We start from the raw sequence: 20831 nt of genomic DNA, 5'->3' as shown, positions 1-20831 counted from the left end.
TTCCTCTCGTTCATCGGCCCGCCACCGCCTCGACGCGGCGCGGTACGGCGCGGACCGGAAGGCTGGTGAAGCCCGCGACGAAGTTGGACACAAGGTGCTGCGGTTCGCCGGCCGGAACGAACTCCTCGAATCGTTCGAGGACTTCCTCGAAGAACAGGCGCAGGGTCAGGCGGGCCACGGTCGCCCCGAGGCAGTAGTGGGCGCCGTAGCCGAAGGCGATGTGACGGTTGTCGGAGCGGCGGACGTCGAAGCGGTACGGCTCCGGGAAGATGTCGGCGTCGCGGTTGGCGGAGCCGACCCACACGGCGACGGCCTCGCCCCGGGGCACCACGCCCCCGGCGATCTCCACGTCGTCCACGGCGTAGCGCAGGAAGCTGCTGGCCGGGGAGGTCCAGCGGAGCCCCTCCTCGACGAGGGAGGGGATCAGCTCGGGATTCTCGCGCACGGCGCGGAGCTGGTCGGGGCGCTCCATCAGCGCGAGGACGGTGCCGGCCACGGTGTGCGGGGTGGTCGCGTTGGCGCCCAGGAGGAGGCTGTAGCAGTTGACGACCACCTCCTCGCGGGTCAGTTCGCCGTCCCGCATGGTCATCAGCAGCCGGAACGCGTCGTCGCCGTCGGTGCCCCTGCGGGCCTCGTACTGGGTGGCGAAGTACTCGAAGAGCTGGTGGTGGGCGATGGCGAGGGTGGCGTGCGGGTTGCGGATGGTGAACACCGGGTCCTGCGGGGCCGCGGCCATGCCCGTCCACTGGACCAGGTCCTTCCAGTCCGGCTCGGGCAGGTCCATCAGGGCCCCGGCGACGGCCATCGGCAGCATGGTGGCCCGTTGGGCCAGGTCCCAGACGGGCCCGTCGAGGGCACCGGCGACCAGGTGGCGCACGGCAGCGCGGATCCGCTCCTCGCTGCGGGCCAGGCCGCGTCCGGTGAACATCTTGTTCAGGGGGCGGCGCAGTTCGCTGTGGCGGGGCGGGTCGGTGGCGACGAGCATCCGGCCGGAGGCGGCGTCGTCGTGTCCGAGCTGGCTGAGCAGGCTGCCGCGCTCGGAGGTGAACTCGCGGTGGTTGCCCAGCACCCGGCAGGCGTCGTGATAGCGGGTGACGTTGAAGAAGGCGCGTCCGTCGGGCAGTTCGCTGCGGTGCAGCGGGGCCTGCTCGCGCATGACGGCCCAGGCGGCGTGCGGGTCGCCCACGGCGTGGTAGGCCGCGTCGAACAGGTCGACGCGGGACAGGTCGATCGCGGCCGTGTCGGCGGCGGTGACATCGGTCAGCTTCACCGGGTCACTCCCGCCTGCGTCAGGGACCGGGCCAGGCCGGCCGGGGTCGGGTCGAGGTAGAAGGAGATCGGGGAGATCTCCACGCCGAACTCGCGGTGCAGCTCGGCGATGAGCGCCACCGCGAGCAGCGAGTGCCCGCCGAGCTCGAAGAAGTCGTCGTCGGCGCCGATGCCCTGCAGGCCCAGGTGGTCGCACCACATGCCGGTGACGGCCTGCTCCAGGCCGCTCTCGGGAGCGCGGTGGGAGGCGTTGACCTCGGGGCGCTCCTGGACGGCGCGCTGCTCCAGCTCGGTGCGGTCGACCTTGCCGTTCGGGGTGAGCGGGAGCTCGTCGACGATCCGCACCAGGGAGGGGACGGCGTACGCGGGCAGCGTCTCGGCGAGCCGGGTGCGCATCTCGAGCGCGGAGGGCCGGGCCGCAGCGTCGGCGGGGACGACGTAGGCGATCAGCCGGCGGGTGCCGGAGCTGTCGCGCGGGGCGACGACCTCGGCGCGGGCGACGGTGGGCAGAGCGGTGAGCGCGGCCACGACCTCGCCGCTCTCGATGCGGAAGCCGCGCACCTTGACCTGGCCGTCGGCGCGGCCGAGGAACTCCAGGGTGCCGTCGGCGGCGCGGCGCGCCAAGTCTCCCGTGCGGTACATGCGCTCGCCCGGGACGCCGGTCGGGGCGGCGACGAAGCGGGCGGCGGTCAGGCCCGGGTTGCCGAGGTAGCCGTGGGCCAGGCCGGTGCCGGTCGCGTAGATCTCGCCGGTCTCGCCGTCGGCGACGGGGCGCAGCCGCTCGTCGAGGAGCAGGACCCCGGTGCCGGAGACGGGCCGGCCGACGGGGACGGCCGTCGCCCCGGTCGGTTCGGTCATGGTGTGCACGGTGGTGAACGTGGTGTTCTCGGTGGGCCCGTAGCCGTTGGCGACGACGGTGTGCGGGAGCGCGGCGAGCGCCCGGTCGACGTGCGCGGCCGAGAGGGTGTCACCGCCGGCCAGCAGATGGCGCAGCGCGGGCAGGTCACGCAGCCCGAGGTCCACGGCCTGGTGGAAGAGTCCCGCGGTCAGCCACATGACGCTGACCCGCTCCTCCCTCACGAAGGAGAGCAGTCCCTCCAGGGAGAGGTCGCCGTCGGGCGCCACGGCGAGGCGGGCGCCGTTCAGCAGGGCGCCCCAGATCTCCAGCGTCGAGGCGTCGAAGGCGAGCGGCGCGAAGTGCAGGAACACGTCGTCGGCCGTGGCTGTCAGGAAGTCCGCGTCGCGCACCAGGCGCAGTACGGCACGGTGCGGGACGCACACGCCCTTGGGGGTGCCGGTGGAGCCGGAGGTGTAGGCGACGTAGGCGACGCGGTCACCGTCGGCGACGGGCGGGAGCGGGGCGGTCTCGGTGTCGTCCGACGGCTCGTCACTCGGGACGATCACGGTGAGGGCGTCCCCGAGGTCGTCGGCGGAGGCCTTGTCGGCGAGGACCACGCGGACCGCGGCGTCGCGCAGGATCAGGTCGCGGCGCGCGGCCGGCTGGCGCCGGTCGAGGCCGAGGTAGGCCGCGCCGGCCTTGAGGACGGCGAGCAGGTGGACGGCGGTCGCCGCGTCGCGGCCGGCGGCCAGGGCGACGACGTCGCCGGGGCGTACGCCCTCGGCGCGCAGGCGGTGGGCCAGCCGGTTCGCGCGTGCGTCGAGTTCGGCGTACGTCAGCGTCGTGCCGTCGTCGGTGACCGCGGTGCGGTGCGGGTGCCCGGCCGCGAGGCGCGCGAACAGGGAGTCGATGGTGTCGGTCATCAGTGGTGTCCTTCGGCGGGCGAGGAGACGGCCGCGGCGGGCAGCGGGGCACCGGGCACGGCCAGCGAGTGCAGCAGCCGCATCAGTTCGGCCGGGGCGTTCAGGAACGCGTAGTGGGCGCCGGGCAGTTCGGTGAAGGTGACCTGCTCGGACCAGTCCTGCCAGCCGGTCAGCTCGGAGGCCTCGATCTCCGGGTCCTCTCTCCAGGTGAGGGCGGTGACGGCGGAGGGCAGCCGGACCGGCTCGGGCCGGTGGTAGACCCGGTTGGCGTCGAGGTCCTGGTGCAGCACGTGCAGGGTCAGTTCGATCAGCATCGGGTGGGCCTCGCCGCCGCGGGCGACGACGAGTTCCGACAGCTCGGCGCCGAGCGCCTCGTCGGTCATGTCCAGGAAGCGGTCCTTGGGACAGTGCTGCGGGGCGACCTGTGCGGACACGACGACCTCGCTCGGCACCGGTCCGCCCAGCTCCGCGAGACGCAGCGCGGTCTCGAAGGCGGGTAGCGAGCCCGCGCAGTGCCCGAAGAACACGGCGGGCCGGTCGAGGTAGGGCAGCAGCTCGTCGGCGAGGTTCTTCGCGAGGTCCTGGTAGGTGCCGTAGTGCGCCTCGCGGAAGCGGTTCTCGCGGGCCGGCAGCTGCACGGGGCAGATCTCGACGTCGCCGATCATCCGCGGCCACTGGTTGAACATCGAGGCGCCGACCCCGGAATAGGGGAAGCAGAAGACGCGGGCGGCCGCGTCGTCCGACGGTTTGCGCAGCAGGGAGCGCGGGAACTTCGCGGGTGCGGTCGTGTCGGCGTGGGCGGATGCGGTCATGCCTTGCTCTTCTCTGCGGCCTCGGCCCCGGACTCGTGCCCGGCCTCGGATTCGGGTACGTCGGTCACGGTGCGCACGGAGCGCAGCAGCAGGACGGCCGGTCCCGCGAGCATGATCAGTGCGGCGGCGCCGTACAGCGCGGCCTGCACGCCCACGGCGTCGGCCACGGGCCCGGCGCCCGCCATGCCCAGCGGCACCAGGGCGAAGGAGCCCAGGGACTCGTAGGACATGACGCGCGACAGGGCGTGCGGCGGCACGTTCTTCTGCAGCGACGTGTCGAGCAGGACCTCGTAGACGTCGATGACGATGCCGGCCAGGAAGGTGGCGACGGCGATCGCGGCGAGCGGCGCCTCGGCGGCCATGAGCAGCACCGACAGCGGGAAGCCCATGGTGAGCAGGGCGGCCGCGCGCACCGGGCGGCGCGGGCGGAACTTGATGGCCACGACGCTGCCCACGATGAAGCCGAGGGCCTGCGCGATGAGCACCACGCTCCAGGCTCCGGCCCCGCCCAGGGACCGGTCGGCCATGACCGGCCCCAGGACGTAGAAGCTGCCGGCCAGCAGGACGTTGACGTAGGCGAGTTGGGAGACCATGACCCAGACCCACTGCTTGGCCGTGAACTCCTGCCAGCCTTCGCGGATCTGCCGGATCAGTGTGGGCGCGCCGGACGGCGGCGGCTGGTGGGCGACCTTGACGCCGAGCAGCAGCAGCGCGGAGAGCGTGAAGGTCGCGGCCGGCACGACCATGGTGTTCCCGGCCCCGATGGTGGAGACCAGCACACCGCCGAGGGCCGCGCCGAGGATGCCGCCGCCCCGCATGGACAGCTTGAGCAGGGAGTTCGCCGACTGCAGGTCGTCGCCCGAGACGAGCAGCGGCATCGCGGAGCGCGAGGCGGGCTCGAAGAGCGCCGTGGCGGCTCCGGACAGGGCCGCGAATCCGGCCAGCAGCCACGGGGTGGCGTACCCGGTGATGACCAGGGCGGCGGCGAGCCCCTGGGTGAGGCCGGCCGCCAGGTCGGCCCCGACCATGACGCGCAGCTTCGGCAGGCGGTCGGCGATCGCCCCGCCCAGCAGGACGAACGTGACCTGGCTGAGCAGCCGCGCGGCCAGGACCACGCCGAGCATCGTCGGGGAACCGCCGGGCAGGTGCAGTACGGTGAACGCGAGGGCGATCGGGGCGATCGCGTTGCCGAGCAGGGAGGTGGACCTGGCGGCGAACAGCGCGAGAACCGAGCGGTCCTTGAGGACCGCGAAGTCGCTGGTCATATCTGTGCGCCCTCCTTGACCGGGGTGGGCCGCAGGTCGGTCCAGTTCGCCTCCACGTAGGCGAGGCACGCCTCACGGCTGTCGGTCGGCAGAGCGACCGACCAGCCGGCCGGCAGGTCGGCGAACTCGGGCCACAGCGAGTGCTGCCCCCGGGCGTTGACGATCACCTGGAAGCGGCCGGTCTCGTCGTCGAACGGATTGGTCATCGGTCATTCCCCTGCTTCGGGCTGCGCTGGGCAGCGGTGATCTCGGCCAGCGCCTCTGCGAGGACCGGCCCCATCTGGGCCAGCGACTCCGGCTGGTTCATGGCGGTGTGGGTGGTCTTGACGGAGTGCCAGGTGACCCGGCCGGTGACGTACTGCTCCCAGACGTCAGGCATCGGCGCGCCGTCGTTGCGGCCCTCGGTGGCCAGGAAGAAGAGCACGTCCCCGAGGAACTTCTCCGGCTCGTGGTCCTTGACGATGTGGCGGTTGTGGGACATCGCCGTCAGCAGCGCGACCAGCTGGTCCTCGGTGAGGCTCGCCAGCGCGCCGGTGTCCTGCTTGAGCACCTCCAGGACGTCGGTGATCTCCTTGGAGCCCGCCTGCGGCACCACGCCGGGCCGCTCGGGGTCGAGGAGGGCGGCGACCATGTTCTGCTCGTCGACGCGATAGTGGTCGGGCACGCCCGGGTAGCAGTCGAGCATGGTCAGCAGCGCCGTCTCCTCGCCCTCGGCCTGCAGCCGGGTGGCCATCTCGAAGGCGACGACGCCGCCGAAGGACCAGCCCAGGAAGTGGTAGGGCCCCTCGGGCTGGATGCGCCGGACCTCCTGGACGTACGCCGTCGCCATCTCCCGTACCGTCGCGGGCATGTCGTCGGGGTGCAGCAGGCCGCGGGCCTGGATGCCGTAGACGGGCATGTTCTCCGGCACGTACTTCAGGAAGCTGGAGTAGCTCCAGGCGAGGCCGCCGCCGGGATGGATGCAGAACAGCGGCTTCAGGTCGCCGCCGGTGCGCAGCGGCAGGACCGTCTCCAGGGCGGCCGCTCCGTTGTCGACGCCCGCCCGTTCGGCGAGGCCGGCCACGGTGGGCGCCTCGAAGAAGGAGACCATCGACAGCTCGAGCCCCAGGGCGGTACGGACCCGGGCGATGAGCCGGGCGGCCAGCAGCGAGTGCCCGCCGAGCTGGAAGAAGTCGTCGTCGATGCTGACGTGCGGGAGGCCGAGGACCTCGGCGAACAGCTCGCACATGACCTCTTCGCGCGGGCTGCGGGGGGCGCGGCCGGAGGCGGTGGCGCCGACCTCGGGGCGCGGCAGCAGGTCGCGGTTGAGCTTGCCGTTGCCGCGCAGCGGCAGCGCGTCGAGCAGGACGTAGGCGGCCGGGATCATGTAGTCGGGCAGCCGGGCGGCGACCTGGCCGCGCAGCTCGTCCGGGGTCGGCGCCTCGGTGCCTTCGACGGGCACGACGTAGGCGGCCAGGCGCCGGTCGCCCGGCTGGTCCTCGCGCACGACGACCGCGGCGCGGGCGACGGCCGGGTGCTCGGCCAGTACCTCCTCGATCTCGCCGAGCTCGATGCGGAAGCCGCGCAGCTTGACCTGGCCGTCGACACGGCTGACGAAGTCCAGCGTGCCGTCCTTGCGCCGCCGGGCGAGGTCGCCGCTGCGGTACATGCGCTCGCCCGGCTCGCCGAAGGGGTCGGCGACGAAGCGGCCGGCGGTCAGGCCCGGGCGCCCCAGGTAGCCGCGGCCGACACCGATGCCGGCCAGGTACACCTCGCCTACGACGCCGACGGGCACCGGGTTCAGGTGCGCGTCGAGGACGTGGACGCGGGTGTGGGACAGCGGGCCGCCGACGGGGATGCGCCCGTCGAGGTCCGCCGCGGCGACCGGGTGGACGCAGGACATCATCGTGTTCTCGGTGGGCCCGTACTGGTTGACGACGTCGCAGCCCCACTCGTTCAGGAGCGTGCCCGCCTCCGGGGCCCGCAGCGCCTCGCCGCCGGTGCCGACCATGCGCAGCGCGGCGACGTCGGCGGGCTGGATGTCGTACGAGAGCACGGCTTCGAGCAGGGACGGGACGATGAACAGGATCACCGTGGGGCGTACGGCGCGCAGTTCGTCGACGACGACGCGCGGGTCGCGGGCGCCGTCGGCGGGGAGCAGCGCCACCGTGGCGCCGACGGCTAGCGGCGCGAACAGTTCGCGTACCGACGGGTCGAAGCCGAGCGCGGTGATCTGCAGGCTGGTGTCGGCCGGGGTGAGACGGAAGCGCTCGATCACGTCGGTGAGGCGGGTGGCGACACCTCGGTGCTCGATCAGGACGCTCTTGGGGCGGCCGGTGGAACCTGAGGTGTAGATGATGTACGCCAGGTCGCCCAGGCCCGCGACGGGGGTGGGGCGGTGCACGGGGGCGGCTGCGAGTTCCTCGTCGCGGTCGGCCCGCAGCAGCCGTACCGGCTCGGGCAGGGCGAGGTCGTCGCCGAGGTCGCTCTCGGTGAGCAGGACGGTGGCGCCGCAGTCGGCGAGCATGAACTCGCGCCGCTCCGCGGGGTGCTCGGCGTCCAGCGGTACGTAGGCGCCGCCGGCCTTCCACACGCCGAGAATCGCCGCGACGGCTTCCGGGCCGCGCCGCAGGCACAGCGCGACGCGGCTGTCCGGGCCGACGCCGAGGGCGCGCAGTCGGTGGGCGTACTGGTTGGCGCGCTCGTCGAGTGCGCGGTAGGTCCAGGCGGTGGCGGCCTGGGTGAGGGCGACGGCGTCGGGGGTCGCGTCGACCTGGCGTTCGATCAGTTCGGTGGTCAGCTCGGTGGTGGCGGGCCGCGTCGAGGTGTCGTTCCAGCGCACCAGCGACACCCGCTCCGCTTCGGTCAGCAGGTCGACCTGGCTGATCCGGGTGGCGGGGGCGGCGGCGACAGCGCGGAGCAGCCGGGCGAGGCGGCCGGCGATCGACTCGACGGTGTCACGGTCGAACAGCGCGGTGCTGTACTCCAGGGCGGACCGGATGCCGAGGGCTTCGCCCTCGGCGCCGCGCCGCTCCTCGAACTTGAAGGACAGGTCGAACTTGGCGGTTCCGCTGAGGACGGGGTAGGCGGTGCCGGTGACGCCGGGCAGGCCGAAGTCGTCCGGGATGCTGTTCTGGGCGGCGACCATCACCTGGAACAGCGGGTGGCGGGCGGCCGAGCGCACCGGATTGAGCGCCTCCACGAGCCGCTCGAACGGCAGGTCCTCGTGGTCGAAGGCGGAGAGGTTCACGGCGCGCAGGCGGCCGAGGAGTTTGACGAAGCTGGGGTCGCCGGAGGTGTCGGCGCGCAGGACCAGACTGTTGACGAAGAAGCCCACGAGCGGGGTCAGCGCGTCATCGGTGCGGCCGGCCACGGCGTTGCCGAGCGGGATGTCGGTGCCCGCGCCGAGCCGGGTGAGCAGGGCGGCGACGGCGGCCTGGAGCACCATGTTGACGGTGGTGCCGGTGGTCCGGGCCAGGGCCGCGACCGCCGTGTGCAGCTCCTGGTCGAGGTCGCCCACGACCATGTCGCCGGCGAAGTCGCCGCCGGTGGGGCGGGGCCGGTCGGTGGGTAGTTCGAGCTCGTCCGGCAGGTCTGCGAGCGTTTCCGTCCAGAACTTCAGCTGGCGTGAGACGAGGCTGTCCGGGTCGTCCTCGTCCGCGAGCAGGTCGTGCTGCCAGGCGGCGTAGTCGGCGTACTGGACCGGCAGCGGCTCCCAGTCGGGTGCCGCGCCGTCCAGGCGTGCCGTGTAGGCCTGAGCCAGGTCGCGGACGAGGGGTTCGAGCGACCAGCCGTCGCCCGCGATGTGGTGCAGGACGAGGAGCAGGACCCACTGGTCGTCACCGGTGCGCAGCAGCCAGGCGCGCAGCGGCAGGTCGCGCGTCAGGTCGAAGGGGGCGCGAGCGGCGGCCGTCACCTGGTCGTCGACCAGCTCGGGCGCGCTCTGGACGACCTTGAACTCCGGCCGGGCGTCGGCGGCGGCAAGGACGCGCTGGTGGGCGACGCCGTCGCGCTGCGGATAGACGGTGCGCAGCACCTCGTGGCGGGCGACCACGTCATGCACGGCGGCCTCGAGCGCGGCGACGTCGATGGTGCCCGTGAGGTGCAGGGCGTGCGGGATGTGGTAGGCCGCCGTGCCCTCGTGGACCTGCTGGAGGAACCAGAGCCGCTGCTGGGCGTACGAGAGCGGGGCGTCGCCCTCGCGGGGGCGGGCCCGCACGGCCGGGCGGGTGCGTCCGGCGTGGGTCCGTGCGGCGAGCGCGCCCGGGGTGCGGGCGTCGAAGAGGTCCTTGACGGCGACCTCGAGGCCCAGGACGGCGCGGATGCGGTTGACGAGGCGGATCGCCATGAGGGAGTGACCGCCGAGGGTGAAGAAGTCGTCGTCCGGGGTGACCGAGGTGCGCCCGAGTACCTGCGCGAACAGCTCGCACAGCAGTTCCTCGCGCAGCGAGCGGGCGGACACCGCGGCGGTGTCGGCGGCCGTCGCGGCCGGGGCGGGCAGCCTGTCACGGTCCAGCTTGCCGTTGACCGTCATCGGGAAGTCGTTCAGCGCCTGGAAGGCGACGGGCACCATGTACGAGGGCAGCAGTGCGAGCAGATGGTCGCGCAGCCGCGCCACGTCCAGGGCGGCGCCCTCGGCGAGCACGACGTATCCGGCGAGCTCGCGCTCCCCGTCGAACTCCTTGACGGCCACGGCCGCCTGGCGCACGTCCGGGTGGGCTGCCATCGCGGTCTCGATGTCGCCGAGCTCGATGCGGAAGCCCCGGATCTTGACCTGGGCGTCTCGGCGGCCGCGGTACTCGAGGTCGCCGTCGGGCAGTCGGCGGGCGAGGTCGCCGGAACGGTAGCCGCGCAGCGGCGAGCCGTCGGCACCGGTAAGGGTGACGAACCGGTCGGCGGTCAGGTCGGGCCGGCCGAGGTAGCCGAGGGCGACACCGGGACCGGTGACGACGATCTCGCCGGTCTCGCCGTCGGCCACGGGGGTGAGGTCCTCGTCGAGGAGCTCGATGCCGAGGTCCGGCAGGGGGCGGCCGATGAGGCTGCGGTCCTGCTCCAGGTCCGCGGTCGTCACGCGACGGTGGGTGGCGTGCACGGTGATCTCGGTGATGCCGTACATGTTGACGAGCTCGGGAGTGGCGTCGCCGTACTTGTCGATCCAGGGCGCAAGGTCGGAGAACCTCAGGGCCTCGCCGCCGAAGACCACGGAACGGACGGACAGCCGGTCCTCGTGGTCGCGCTCCTCGGCGATCAGCTGGCCGAAGGCGGTGGGGGTCTGGCTGAGCATGGTGACCCGCTCGTCCCGCAGCAGGGCGCGAAAGCGCGCCGGGTCCTTGGCGATGTCGCCGGGGACGATCACGACGGTGCCGCCGTACAGGATCGCGCCCCAGATCTCCCAGACGGAGAAGTCGAAGGCGAAGGAGTGGAACATCGACCACACGTCGTCGGGTCCGAAGCCGAAGAGCGGCTCGGCCTCGGTGAAGAGGCGTACGACGTTGCCGTGGGTGACCTCGACGCCCTTGGGGCGGCCGGTGGTTCCCGAGGTGAAGATGATGTACGCCCGGGTTCCCGGGGCGATCGGCACGGGCCGCAGGAGCGCGGCCGCTGTGTCCTGCGCGGGGCCGTCGAGGACGAGGACGTCCTGGTCGGCGGGGAGTGCGGGTGCCAGCCGGGCGGTGGTGAGCACGAGCGCGGGCGCCGCGTCCTCCAGGATCGTGGCGAGGCGGGCCGCCGGGGCTCCCGGGTCGAGCGGCACGTAGGACGCGCCGGTCTTCAGAACCGCGAGGGCGGCCACCACCATGTCGCAGGAGCGCTCCAGAAGGATGGCGAGCGGGCGGGCGGGCTCGTCGGTCCGCGCCTGGATCCGCGCCGCCAGCGCGGTCGACGCGGCATCGAGCTGCGCATAAGTGAGCGTGTCTGGGCCGCACTTGACGGCGACGCGTTCCGGATGGCGCTCGACGGTGGCCATGAAGGCACTCACCAGAGTCGCGTCGGTCGAATGGTTGGCAGCGCTGTTCGGCATGCCCGGATCCCCCGCTTCCGAGAAGGGTGCGACGTACGTCCGCACTCGACCGGAAAGTGATCGGCGGAACCGTACTGATGGCGAGAACGTAAGATCACTTGCCAGTTCTTGTCAATCTATTGCCTAACTCCAGGCAACTGACTACCTTCAGGCCGTAATCCCTGGTCAGACACTTCGAGACACGGCCCGGCCCATCGTTGCCACTGCCGGGCCCCACCCCGGCCCGAGGTGGCGAAGAGAAAGAGAAGCCCTCATGAAACGCATCAGCCACATACTCCTGACCGCCCTCGCCGCGGTCGCCCTGGGCACCTGCGCGACCGTCGCCGCACAGGCCGGGGAACCCACCCGGAACACAGCGCAGCAGGCATCCATCGAATGGCCGTGAGAGCACTCGCCCACCGCCGATTCAGTCACTGTTTGACTCGTCAAGTACCTGATTGACAAAATCGCGGTCAGGGAGGGGGAACACGGACACGAGCCCGGGACGAAACATGCTGACGCAGCCCTCATTCGGCCGCCGACTGAAGCAACTTCGGCAGCAGCGCGGAAAGACCCAGTCGGACCTTACCGGCCCCGGTATGTCCTCCGCCTACCTGTCGCGCCTCGAATCGGGCGCCCGACCTCCCACGGAGCGCGCCGTCGCCATCCTCGCGGAACGCCTCGGCGTCCCGACCGGCGCCTTCGAGGCGACGGACCCGTCGGACCTGGTGGACGTCCTCGCCGCGGTCCTCGTGGCGGGCGACGAGTCCGGCCACGCCCGGCGGATGCTGGAGTCGGCGCTCTCCCGCGCGGAGCACGTGGACGTGGGCCTGCAATGGCAGGCCCACGCCCACCTGGCCCGACTCCTCACGGCCGACGGCGAGCGGTCCGAGGCGCGCACCACGCTGACCACGCTGGTGGCGCTCTCGGACGAGCTCGGCCACGCCGTACTGCGCGTCTACTCGCGCCTGCACCTCGCCCGCGTCCAGCGGGACCTGGGCGAGGCCGACCCGGCCCGGACCACGGCGCTCGAAGCGCTCCGGATCGGCCGTGAGGACTCCCTCGACAACCACGACATGCTTCGGTGTCGGCTGTTGCTCGCCTCCGTCACGGCCGAACTCGGCGACCTCGCCGAGGCATTCCGGCTCAGCGAGGAGGCCTGCGCCCGGCTGGGGACGCAGACCGGCGTGCTGGCGGCGCAGGCTCTGTGGACCGCCGCGACGGTCTCGACCCGCCAGGGCAACCACGAGCTGTCCGGCTCCTTCCTGGAGCGGGCGATGGCCGCCCTGTCCAGCCGCGAGGACCTGCTGCTGTGGATGCGCCTGCGCCACGCCGCCGCGGCGCTCGCCCTGCAGGCGCTGCCGCCCGCCCCCGACAAGGCGCAGCGGTACCTGGACGAGGCCCGCCCCGCCCTGGAGCTCGTCGGCACGGCGCAGCACCAGCAGGAGTACGCCTTTTTGCTGGCCCAACTCGCCTACGTGCGCGGCGAGTACGAGGAGGCGGCACGCCTCTGCGAGCAGGCCGCCGCCGAGAAGGTCCAGCTGAACTTCCGGGACCGGATCCGCATGGAGATGCTCAGGGAGCAGATCCTTGTGAAGCAGTCCGACCCTACGGCCCGCGCGCGCCTGTGCGCCCTGGCCGGCGAGGCCCAGTCCCGCGGCATGCTCGACCTCACCGCCGAGGTGTGGCGGGCGGCGGCAGAAGCACAGCAGTGACGGACCCCGGGCCGCGGCAGTCCGCGGCCTGGTCGGGCACCAGCCCGGCGTGACCGGGAGCATGTCGGGCATGAGCCCGGCGTGACCGGGAGTATGTGGGGCGACAGCGCCGCCGCCCGGGCGGTGGCGGCCGTCATACGGATGCTGCAGCTGCGCTGCTCATACCCAGGCCGTCCTGGCTGCGGTATGGCGTCGGCCTTGCGCTGCTCTGCACGTTGCTCGTTGTCAGCTTCTCCACCGTCGCGCCCCTGCATGGTCTCGCGAACATGTGTGTGCTGATTCCTCGCGTCCTTGCTGCGGTAAGCCGTCGTGCCCAGCGCTGGGGCGATAGGGGGGCGGCGACACTTGGCTTCGCGCCCCTGCTGATGGACGCACTGGAGCGCTTCGGTCTCGACGACCATTCCCGGCGCCTACGTCACCACAGCATGCTCGCGAGCGATGTGCCCATGCATATGCGCCTTGAGTCTCCACGCTTCCCGGTGATCAGGTGATCAGTTCGTCCAGCGGTGGTGGCGGGTGTCGGCGTACACGAACGGACAGGCGATGGCCCCGCGGCGCGGAGGAGCCGGTTGGCGATCGCCAGTCCCAGCCCCTCCTCCACCGGGAGCGAGGTGACGATGAGGTCGCACCCCTGCTGGTCGAGCTCGCGCAGGAACCCGTACAGCCCGCACGCGCAGGCGGCCATCGAACCGGGCACCGCCACCACCGCGTGGGCCTTCACCCGAGCGTCGGCGAAGGAGGGCGGAAGGATGACGCCCACCTGGTGGCCCAGCTCCTGCGCCAGCTCCGCTTCGCGAACGACCTTCTCCGACTCGACGAGGACGACCCGCGCTCGCGGCGCGTAGTGGGACGGGTGCTGGCCCGGCACCCGGACACGCTCGTCGAGGGCACTGCGATCGGGTGCCCCAGCACCGCTTCGAGGTCCTCGCGCGTCACCCCGCCGGGCCGCAGGATGCTCAGGACTACTGGGTGTCTCGTCGATCAGGCCGGATCAGGGAGCGGCGTCTGGTGCCGTGCATCGCAAGGCGGAGGAGGGAGTCGATGCGATGGGGGTCCCCCCTGCTCGAGCGGAGCCGAGAGCTTGGGGGAATCGGGGACCGACGACAACGCGGCGAGGCGCGGTGCCAGGCGCCGCGAGCCCGGCATGATCGGCGAGACACCCCCTAGGTCGTGTCCGCAATGTCACGGCAGCCAGAGTCGCAGGCACGCGATGGTGACCAGGGCTTGGTAGTGACGGGCGCGTTTGTCGTAGCGGGTCGCCAGGGCTTTGTTGTGCTTCAGCTTGTTGAAGCAGCGCTCGACGGTGTTGCGGCGCCGGTAGGCGGCCCGGTCAAGCCGGCATCTGCTCTCTCCGCGTCGGATGCGGCCGTTGATCTGGTCGATCCGCTCCGGAATGGCGGCTTTGATGCCGCGCCTGCGCAGGTAGGAGCGGATCTTCGTGGACGAATACCCCTTGTCCGCGACGACCAGGGTGGGTCGGGTGCGAGGACGGCCGGGCCCGCACCGCCCGATGCGGATGCGGGCCATCACCGCTTCGAACTGGGTGCAGTCGTTGACGTTCCCGGCGGTCAGGGTGAAGGCCAGTGGCCTGCCCTCGCCGTCGCAGGCGAGGTGGATCTTCGTGGTCAGCCCGCCGCGGGACCGGCCGATCGCCTCACCCGGCCAGAGCCCCCTTTTCGCGCCCCGGCCGCGTGCTGGTGAGCCCGCACGGTCGTGGAGTCGACACACACGACCGTCCAGTCAACGGCACCGACGGCATCCGAGTGCTGCTGGACGTGGGCCGGCAGCCGGTCCCAGGTGCCGTCGGCCGACCAGCGGCGGAAGCGTTCGTAGACCGTCTTCCACGGCCCGTAACGCTCGGGCAGGTCCCGCCAGGCCGCCCCCGTGGACAGCTTCCACAGGATGCCGTTGAGGACCTGCCGCCGGTCGCGGGCCGGGCGGCCCATCCGCGACGGAGCCAGCAACGGCTCAATGACCGCCCATGCCTGATCAGTCAGCTCGTGACGACGCACCACGAACAGACCAACGCGCCAACCACTTTGCGGACACGACCTAGCCCGTGGCGTCGATGATGGTCGATTCGACGCCGACCTCGCAGGGGCCGCCGTCCAGCACGAAGTCGACGGCGTCGCCGAGCTCGGCACGGACGTGGTCTGCCGTGGTGGGGCTGACGGAGCCGAAGCGGTTGGCGGACGGGGCCGTGACACCGCCGCCGAAGGCTGACAGCAGTGCGAGTGCGACGGGGCGGTCGGGCACGCGCACGGCGACCGTCTCCAGGCCACCGGTCGCTTCGAGGGGCACCCGTAGCCCGCGCCACAGGACCAGCGTGAGTGTCCCGGCCAGAAATGTTCGGCCAGCAGGCGGGCACTGGCGCGACGGGCACCAAAGCTGCCATCACCCGCATGCGGGAGCTCACACGCAGTGGCGACTACACCTACTACATCAACATCGCGCACTTCATGGCGGACATGCCCCTTGGTCAGGGGACCGATCATCCCGCTGGCCGTAGCCGGCGGACGACCGGGGCCCATGCCTTGACCGCGACTGGCGGAACGACCGGCGCGTGGCGGCTCAGTACTTGGGTCCCTCGGAGAGTCGGGGGCCCGGGCCGATCCGGCCCAACGGACGGGCAGCCGGCCGCGCCGGGACAGCACTGAGCAACCACTTAGCGGACTGCGCCTTGACCGTTCCTTGAACATCCCCGCGTTCTCCTCCGTATCTCTCGCTGGGTGCCGTGCCAGCTGCAACAGGTGGCCGCTCCGATGCCCTGGAGGAATCACTCTCTACCCGAGCGGGAGAACAAATGTATTCGAACCGACACGCGGTACCCACACGGTCATCGAGGCGGACGATCACGCTCATCGCCGCCGTGTGCGCCGTGATAGCTGCGGCCATCGTCGCGTTTAGGGCGAGCAGTGACGAAGCCTCGGCCAGCCCGACGGTCGCGGGCCAGGCCCAGCACGCCGACGGGCATGTGGCCACAGGTGGCACCGGCCAGGCGGCCACGGGGCAGAACGGCGCGGCCAACCTGCCCGTCACGGACGTGGACCGCGAGTTCCTGGTGAAGGTACGCCAGGCCGGCCTGTGGGAGATCCCCGCCGGACGCCTCGCGCAGACCCACGCTTCGAGCGAGGCCGTCAAACGCGCCGGGCTTCATCTGCTCGATGGGCACAGCAAGCTCGACCAGCTCGTGCGCGAGGACGCCAAAATCCTCGGTGTGGAAATCCCCAACGAGGCCACCGAGGAACAGCAGCAGTGGGTGCGGAATCTGGAGAACGCCCAGGGCGAGGAGTTCGACAAGCTCTTCGCCAACGTTCTTCGCGCCTCTCACGGCAAGATCTTCGCCACGATCGGTGAGGTCCGGGCCGCCACCCAGAACGACCTCATCCGCCGCCACGCCCGCCAGGCCAACCAGACCGTCCTTGACCACATGGAGGTCCTGGAGGACACCGGGCTCGTCGACGCCTCCACACTCCAAGAAGTCGAGGCAGACGTCGTTCCCAAGTAGGGGCGCAGCGACCGGCCGTGCCGGTGTCAGAGCATCGGTTGACGTCGGCGCAGTGGGCCGGGGCCGCCTTGCAGCCGCCTCTGCCAAGGAGCATCGGAAAGATGGCGGTTCGGGTGGGCTGAGCTACTGGCGAGCACGTTTGCGCCCGCTGTTCAATGACCAGTTGGGAGGGAATCCCGAGCCGACGATCGGCTGTTACCTGGCTCCCAGGACTGACACCGGCACGATTACTCAGCCAGGGCACACGTCGGCCGTCCGCAGGTCCATGACGTACCTCAGCAGCCTTCCCCGACTGGCTTCGTTCACTTCTTGCGACAGTGTTTGTCGACGAGTTCTGACGCCGTTGCCCGGCCGAGGATTCCGCGGATCGTCATGAGTTTTGAAGGCACCCGCTGATGCAGCCGAGTCGTGTCGCTGATCGCAACAGGGCTGCCACAAGGTTCCAAGATCGCTTGACCTTGCCCCAGCAGGAAGGACAACAGTGTCTCCGTAGATCACATGAGCGGGCGGTGTGCGCTCGCCAGTCGGCCAGACGAAGAGGGGGAGTCCGAGTGACGGCGACATGCGTCACTCTTGATATCGGTGGCGTGCTGGAGATCACGCCGGAAACGGGGTGGGTGCAGCGGTGGGAAGAGCGGTTGGTGCTGCCGCCGGGCACTGTGCACGAGCGGATGCGCGACGTGTGGCAGGCCGGGAGCCTCGGGAGCATCAGCGAGCGAGCGGTTCACGAGCAGGTGGCAGCACGCCTGGGGCTCGACCCGTCCCAGGTGGAAGCGTTCATGGCGGATCTCTGGATGGAATACCTGGGAACGCCTAACGAGGAACTCATCACTTATGTGCGAGGGCTGCGGGGAAGCTGCAAGCTGGGCATCCTGAGCAACAGCTTCGTCGGTGCCCGGGAGCGGGAGACGGCGCTGTACCACTTCGACGAACTGGTCGAAGAGATCGTGTACTCGCACGAGATCGGCATCGAGAAGCCGGACCCACGTGCCTTCGAGGCCGCATGTGCCAGGCTGGAGGTGCGGCCGGAGAACTGCCTCTTCATCGACGATCTCGCCGTAAACGTGAAGGCGGCCCAGGTGGCGGGCATGCAGGCGCATCTGTTCAAGGACAACGCCAGGACGATCACGCGTATCGCAGCTCATCTGGACTCTGGTCCTCGGGTTGCAGGGCGTGTCCCGCTCGGATGACGTCGGCCTGGCCGGCCATCAGCGGTTGCCGGCCAGGCGGTGGAGCGGCTGGTCAGCCCGCTTCTGCGTGTTCGGCTCGGGCTCGGGTGCTGGCCAGACGGTAGGAGTCGGTGCCGGTCTCGATGATGGTGCCGTTGAAAGTGAGCCGGTCGACGATGGCGGCGCACAGACGGGGATCGATGAAGGTCTTCGTCCAGCCGCCGAAGGACTCGTTGGAGGCGATGGCGACGCTGGTCTTCTCCTCGCGCTCGGTCAAGACCTGGAAGAGGAGCTCGGCGCCATGCCGGTCCAGTTCCATGTATCCCAGTTCGTCGATGCAGAGAAGGTCGACGCGGCCGTAGCGGGCGATGGTCTTGTTCAGCTGCTTCTCGTCGGCGGCCTCGACCGCTCGTTCAGCAGTTTCGTGGCGAGCGTGTAGCGGACGCGGTAGCCCTTCATGGCGGCCTCGGTGCCCAGCGCGATGAGCATGTGGGACTTACCAGTTCCGGAGTCGCCGATCAGGCAGAGCGGCTGCCCCTTCTTGATCCACTCGCAGCTGGCCAGCGTGTTCACGGCGGCCGGGTCGATGTTGGGGTTGGCATCGAAGTCGAAAATCCGCAACGACTTCTCCCGCGGGAAGCCAGCTGCCTTAATTCGCCTTTCCGAGCGGCGTCTGGCCCGGTCGTCGCACTCGGCCATCAGCAGTTCGGCGAGGAAGCCGCGGTAAGTCATCTGATCCTTGGCCGCCCGGTCGGCGATCTCGGCGAACTCGTTGCGGATCGACGGCAGCCGCAGCAGGCGGCAGGCAGGACGCCGCCAACTGACCCCGAACCGCCCTGCCACCGCCGAGAACGCGGAGCGCTGCCCTCCCACAACCGCGGCCTCCAGCAGGTCTTCTGTACCTCAGCGTTGTTCCGTGTCCGGCACTGCGAGGAGTCCCGCCGGTTTGACGAACGCAAACGCACAAAGGGCAAGCTCCACATCCAAACCGTGCTCGCTCTTGCCCGCCGTCGCGTCGACGTTGTCTGGGCGCTCCTTCGCGATGGACGAATGCTACGAACCCACGCCGCCCGTCGGTCTCGCGGTTTGGCAGACGCCACGTGGAATCAGTTAGCCGTCCGCGGCAAGGCGGTCGAGCCATTCGCTGAGGAGGTGTTGTTCCGCGCTGCTGAGCGTTGTCTGGTCGGGCAGGAGGGCCTGCAAGGTTCGGACGGCGTCGGCGAGGCCCGCGTCTTGCACCACGGGTCTTTCGTGGGTGATGGCGGCGACCATGGATTCGCGCAGTGTGGTGAGCAGGGCCGGGTCGCGTTGGTCCTCGGGCAGCGACAGCCAGGTGAGCACGGCGCCGCGCGCGGTCGCGTGGATGAGCGCGGCCGCGAGCTTCTCGTCGACGCGGAGCCAGCCGCCGGCGGCGAGGCGGCGGATGCGCCCCAGCAGGATCTGCATGCCGGCCTGGAAGGCAGCCGATGCCGTGCCGCGTCGGGGCTCGCCGTACATCAGCGCGTACAGCTCGGGGTTGGCGAGCCCGAACTCGACGGCGAGGTCCCAGCCCGCACGCAGATCTTCTACCGGGTCTTGAGGGCGGGTGTCCCTGTGTTTTGCCGCGAGGAAGGTGGCGTAGCCATGCTCCACCACTGCCTCGAGGAGCCCGTCCTTGTCGCCGAACAAGCGATAGATCGCAGGGGGCTGCGTCCCGGCGGCCGCCGCGACCGCCCGGGTGGTCACCGCGTCGCGGCCCTCGCGCGCGAGTAGGTCCGCCGCTGCCTCAACCACCCGCTGCCGGGTCACCTCACGGACGTCGGCTGCAGTCTCCGACGCGGCGACAGGAATGGCGTCGATCTTCGCTTCCTCAGGCATGAATCAATGATAGCGCCCACTTGCTTCCATTGATGCTACCGGTGTTATCGTGATGCGCGTATCATCGGAAACAGCCAGAGAAGAGGAGCGACCTATGCCTGAGAAGCTGCGCATCGTAGGCCTCGAGGAGCACGTGGCCCTGCCGGTCCTGCTCGATGCCTGGACGCGGGCAGGCGTGCCGCAGATCCCGCAACTCGGCTACGGCGACGAGCCGATAGCGCAGCGGCTGCGCGACGTCGGCGACCGCCGCCTGGCCGACATGGACGATCAAGGCGTGGACGTCGCCGTGCTGTCGCTGGCCACACCCGGCGTGCAGAACCTGACCGCGGCGGACGCCGTGAGCGTGGCGCGGGAGGCGAACGACGCGCTCGCCGAAGTCGTCGACGCCCGCCCCGACCGATTCCAGGCGCTCGCGGCCGTCCCGACGCCGGCACCCGAAGCCGCCGCCGCGGAGTTGGAGCGCGCGGTCACCCGACTCGGCTTCCGCGGCGCGATGCTGTACGGGCGCACCGGTGACAAGCCGGCCGACGCGCCGGAGTTCGACGACCTCTACGCCACTGCCGAACGGCTCCGGGTACCGCTGCACTTCCACCCGCAGACCCCTGTGAGCGCGGTCCAAGAGGCGTACTACTCGGATCTGCCCAACGGAGTCGGCCGCGCGCTCGCGACCGCCGGCCTGGGCTGGTACTACGACCTGGGCGTGCAGTACCTGAGGATGATCTTCTCCGGGGTGTTCGACCGCCACCCCGGACTGCAGGTGATCGCGGGGCACTGGGGCGAGGTCGTCCTGTTCTACCTCGACCACATCGGTGTCCTGCAAGAGATGGCGAAGCTGGAGCGGCCTCTGGCCGACTACTTCCGCCAGAACTTCTGGGTGGCGGGAAGCGGCACGGTCAGCGAGCGCTACCTGCGGTGGACAGCTGAGGTCGTCGGAACCGAGCGGATGCTGTACTCCACCGACTACCCCTACACCTTCGGAACGCGGCCCGGCGGCTTCCCCTTCCTCGACACCAGCCGCGGAGTCGCCCGGTCGTTCCTGGAGCAGGCACCGTTCAGCGAGGAGGAAAAGGCGGCCATCGGGTCCGGCAACTGGGAGCGGCTGACCGGGCACACCGCCACCGCGCACGGCCGCAGCCGATCCGCAGACGACCACACCGACAGCACTTCGGGTGGTCAGCGATAACACAGGGGGTCCGGCCCGAAGCAGGCCGGCGGGTGGAAGGCCCGCTCCAGCACAGGCTCGCTGCGGGGTGGGCGGTGCCCGGGCCCCTGGAGAGGGGTCTTGGGGGTGCCTTGGTCGGCGTGGTGATCGTCCATGCCCGCGGTCGCGCGGATCACACCGGACGGGGTTCCGCTCACGGAAACCGGGGTGCCGGATCCTCCACCGGTCTGCCGGTCATCCTTGCGGCCGGCCATGTCTCCTCAGGACCGGCACCCAACGAGCAACCAGACGACGTTGTGAACCCCTTTCCACGCGGGCCGCATTCAGCGGCCCGCC

The 20831-nt window shown here is 70.9% G+C and carries 12 protein-coding genes and 5 pseudogenes; 6 read left to right on the top strand and 11 right to left on the bottom strand.

Annotation, left to right across the window (positions count from 1 at the left end; genetic code table 11):
• Nucleotides 1-10: 10 nt before the first annotated feature.
• Genes ACSU6L_RS38825 through ACSU6L_RS38800 form a run of 6 tightly spaced genes read right to left on the bottom strand, consistent with a single transcriptional unit; the run spans nt 11 to nt 11105 of the window.
• Entirely contained in the window at nt 11-1270 is a 1260-nt protein-coding gene (locus ACSU6L_RS38825; RefSeq protein ID WP_437064363.1) for a cytochrome P450, read from the bottom strand.
• Nucleotides 1267-3030 carry an amino acid adenylation domain-containing protein gene (locus tag ACSU6L_RS38820; RefSeq protein WP_437064362.1) on the bottom strand — a complete coding sequence of 588 codons (1764 nt, stop codon included), beginning with the start codon at nt 3028-3030 and terminating at the stop codon, nt 1267-1269. Before ACSU6L_RS38820 ends, ACSU6L_RS38825 begins: the two co-directional genes overlap by 4 nt.
• Entirely contained in the window at nt 3030-3842 is an 813-nt protein-coding gene (locus tag ACSU6L_RS38815) for a thioesterase II family protein (RefSeq protein ID WP_437064361.1), read from the bottom strand. The genes ACSU6L_RS38820 and ACSU6L_RS38815 overlap by 1 nt, the downstream gene beginning before the upstream one ends.
• On the bottom strand, nt 3839-5107 hold the full coding sequence (locus ACSU6L_RS38810; protein WP_437064360.1) for an MFS transporter: 1269 nt from the start codon (nt 5105-5107) through the stop codon (nt 3839-3841). The genes ACSU6L_RS38815 and ACSU6L_RS38810 overlap by 4 nt, the downstream gene beginning before the upstream one ends.
• A complete protein-coding gene (locus ACSU6L_RS38805; protein WP_437064359.1) occupies nt 5104-5313 on the bottom strand; it encodes an MbtH family protein in 210 nt (69 codons plus the stop codon). Before ACSU6L_RS38805 ends, ACSU6L_RS38810 begins: the two co-directional genes overlap by 4 nt.
• The gene (locus tag ACSU6L_RS38800; RefSeq protein WP_437064358.1) at nt 5310-11105 is read right to left on the bottom strand and encodes an amino acid adenylation domain-containing protein; all 5796 of its coding nucleotides are present in this window, start codon (nt 11103-11105) and stop codon (nt 5310-5312) included. The genes ACSU6L_RS38805 and ACSU6L_RS38800 overlap by 4 nt, the downstream gene beginning before the upstream one ends.
• A gap of 253 nt (nt 11106-11358) precedes the next feature.
• Here ACSU6L_RS38800 and ACSU6L_RS38795 point away from each other — a divergent pair, with 253 nt between their 5' ends.
• Together ACSU6L_RS38795 and ACSU6L_RS38790 are read left to right on the top strand one after the other, a co-directional pair.
• Complete coding sequence (locus tag ACSU6L_RS38795) at nt 11359-11490, top strand: hypothetical protein (RefSeq protein ID WP_437064357.1); 132 nt, start codon at nt 11359-11361, stop codon at nt 11488-11490.
• Between the two features lie 106 nt (nt 11491-11596).
• Nucleotides 11597-12799, top strand: coding sequence for a helix-turn-helix domain-containing protein (locus tag ACSU6L_RS38790; protein ID WP_437064356.1), 1203 nt, complete (start codon nt 11597-11599; stop codon nt 12797-12799).
• Between the two features lie 538 nt (nt 12800-13337).
• On the opposite strand, the pseudogene ACSU6L_RS38785 reads toward ACSU6L_RS38790, so the two are convergent.
• From ACSU6L_RS38785 to ACSU6L_RS38775, 3 pseudogenes are all read right to left on the bottom strand, one after another.
• Nucleotides 13338-13756: pseudogene (locus ACSU6L_RS38785) on the bottom strand (Sua5 family C-terminal domain-containing protein); the annotation flags it as partial.
• A gap of 225 nt (nt 13757-13981) precedes the next feature.
• Nucleotides 13982-14745, bottom strand: a pseudogene (locus ACSU6L_RS38780) (IS5 family transposase).
• Nucleotides 14746-14854: 109 nt separating this feature from the next.
• Nucleotides 14855-15168 (bottom strand): annotated as a pseudogene (locus ACSU6L_RS38775) (L-threonylcarbamoyladenylate synthase); the annotation flags it as partial.
• Between the two features lie 509 nt (nt 15169-15677).
• On the opposite strand from ACSU6L_RS38775, the gene ACSU6L_RS38770 reads away from it, so the two are divergent.
• Entirely contained in the window at nt 15678-16307 is a 630-nt protein-coding gene (locus ACSU6L_RS38770) for a DUF4142 domain-containing protein (RefSeq protein ID WP_437064355.1), read from the top strand.
• A 551-nt stretch (nt 16308-16858) separates the two neighbouring features.
• Nucleotides 16859-17497, top strand: coding sequence for an HAD family hydrolase (locus ACSU6L_RS38765; protein ID WP_437064354.1), 639 nt, complete (start codon nt 16859-16861; stop codon nt 17495-17497).
• A 52-nt stretch (nt 17498-17549) separates the two neighbouring features.
• Here the strand turns inward: ACSU6L_RS38765 and istB are convergent.
• A pseudogene (gene istB, locus ACSU6L_RS38760) lies at nt 17550-18319 on the bottom strand (IS21-like element helper ATPase IstB).
• A gap of 27 nt (nt 18320-18346) precedes the next feature.
• On the opposite strand from istB, the pseudogene ACSU6L_RS38755 reads away from it, so the two are divergent.
• A pseudogene (locus ACSU6L_RS38755) lies at nt 18347-18590 on the top strand (hypothetical protein); the annotation flags it as partial.
• On the opposite strand, the gene ACSU6L_RS38750 reads toward ACSU6L_RS38755, so the two are convergent.
• Nucleotides 18587-19333 (bottom strand): TetR/AcrR family transcriptional regulator, encoded by a 747-nt coding sequence (locus ACSU6L_RS38750; RefSeq protein ID WP_437064353.1) that lies wholly within the window; start codon nt 19331-19333, stop codon nt 18587-18589. The pseudogene ACSU6L_RS38755 and the gene ACSU6L_RS38750 overlap by 4 nt on opposite strands.
• A 94-nt stretch (nt 19334-19427) precedes the next feature.
• On the opposite strand from ACSU6L_RS38750, the gene ACSU6L_RS38745 reads away from it, so the two are divergent.
• Nucleotides 19428-20516, top strand: a complete 1089-nt coding sequence (locus ACSU6L_RS38745; RefSeq protein ID WP_437064352.1) for an amidohydrolase family protein — start codon at nt 19428-19430, stop codon at nt 20514-20516.
• Nucleotides 20517-20831 lie beyond the last annotated feature (315 nt).

Source organism: Streptomyces sp. enrichment culture (genome assembly GCF_964272855.1).
Lineage (GTDB): Bacteria > Actinomycetota > Actinomycetes > Streptomycetales > Streptomycetaceae > Streptomyces.
Note: the sequence above shows the minus strand (reverse complement) of the source record. Positions and strands in the feature narration are given on the sequence as shown.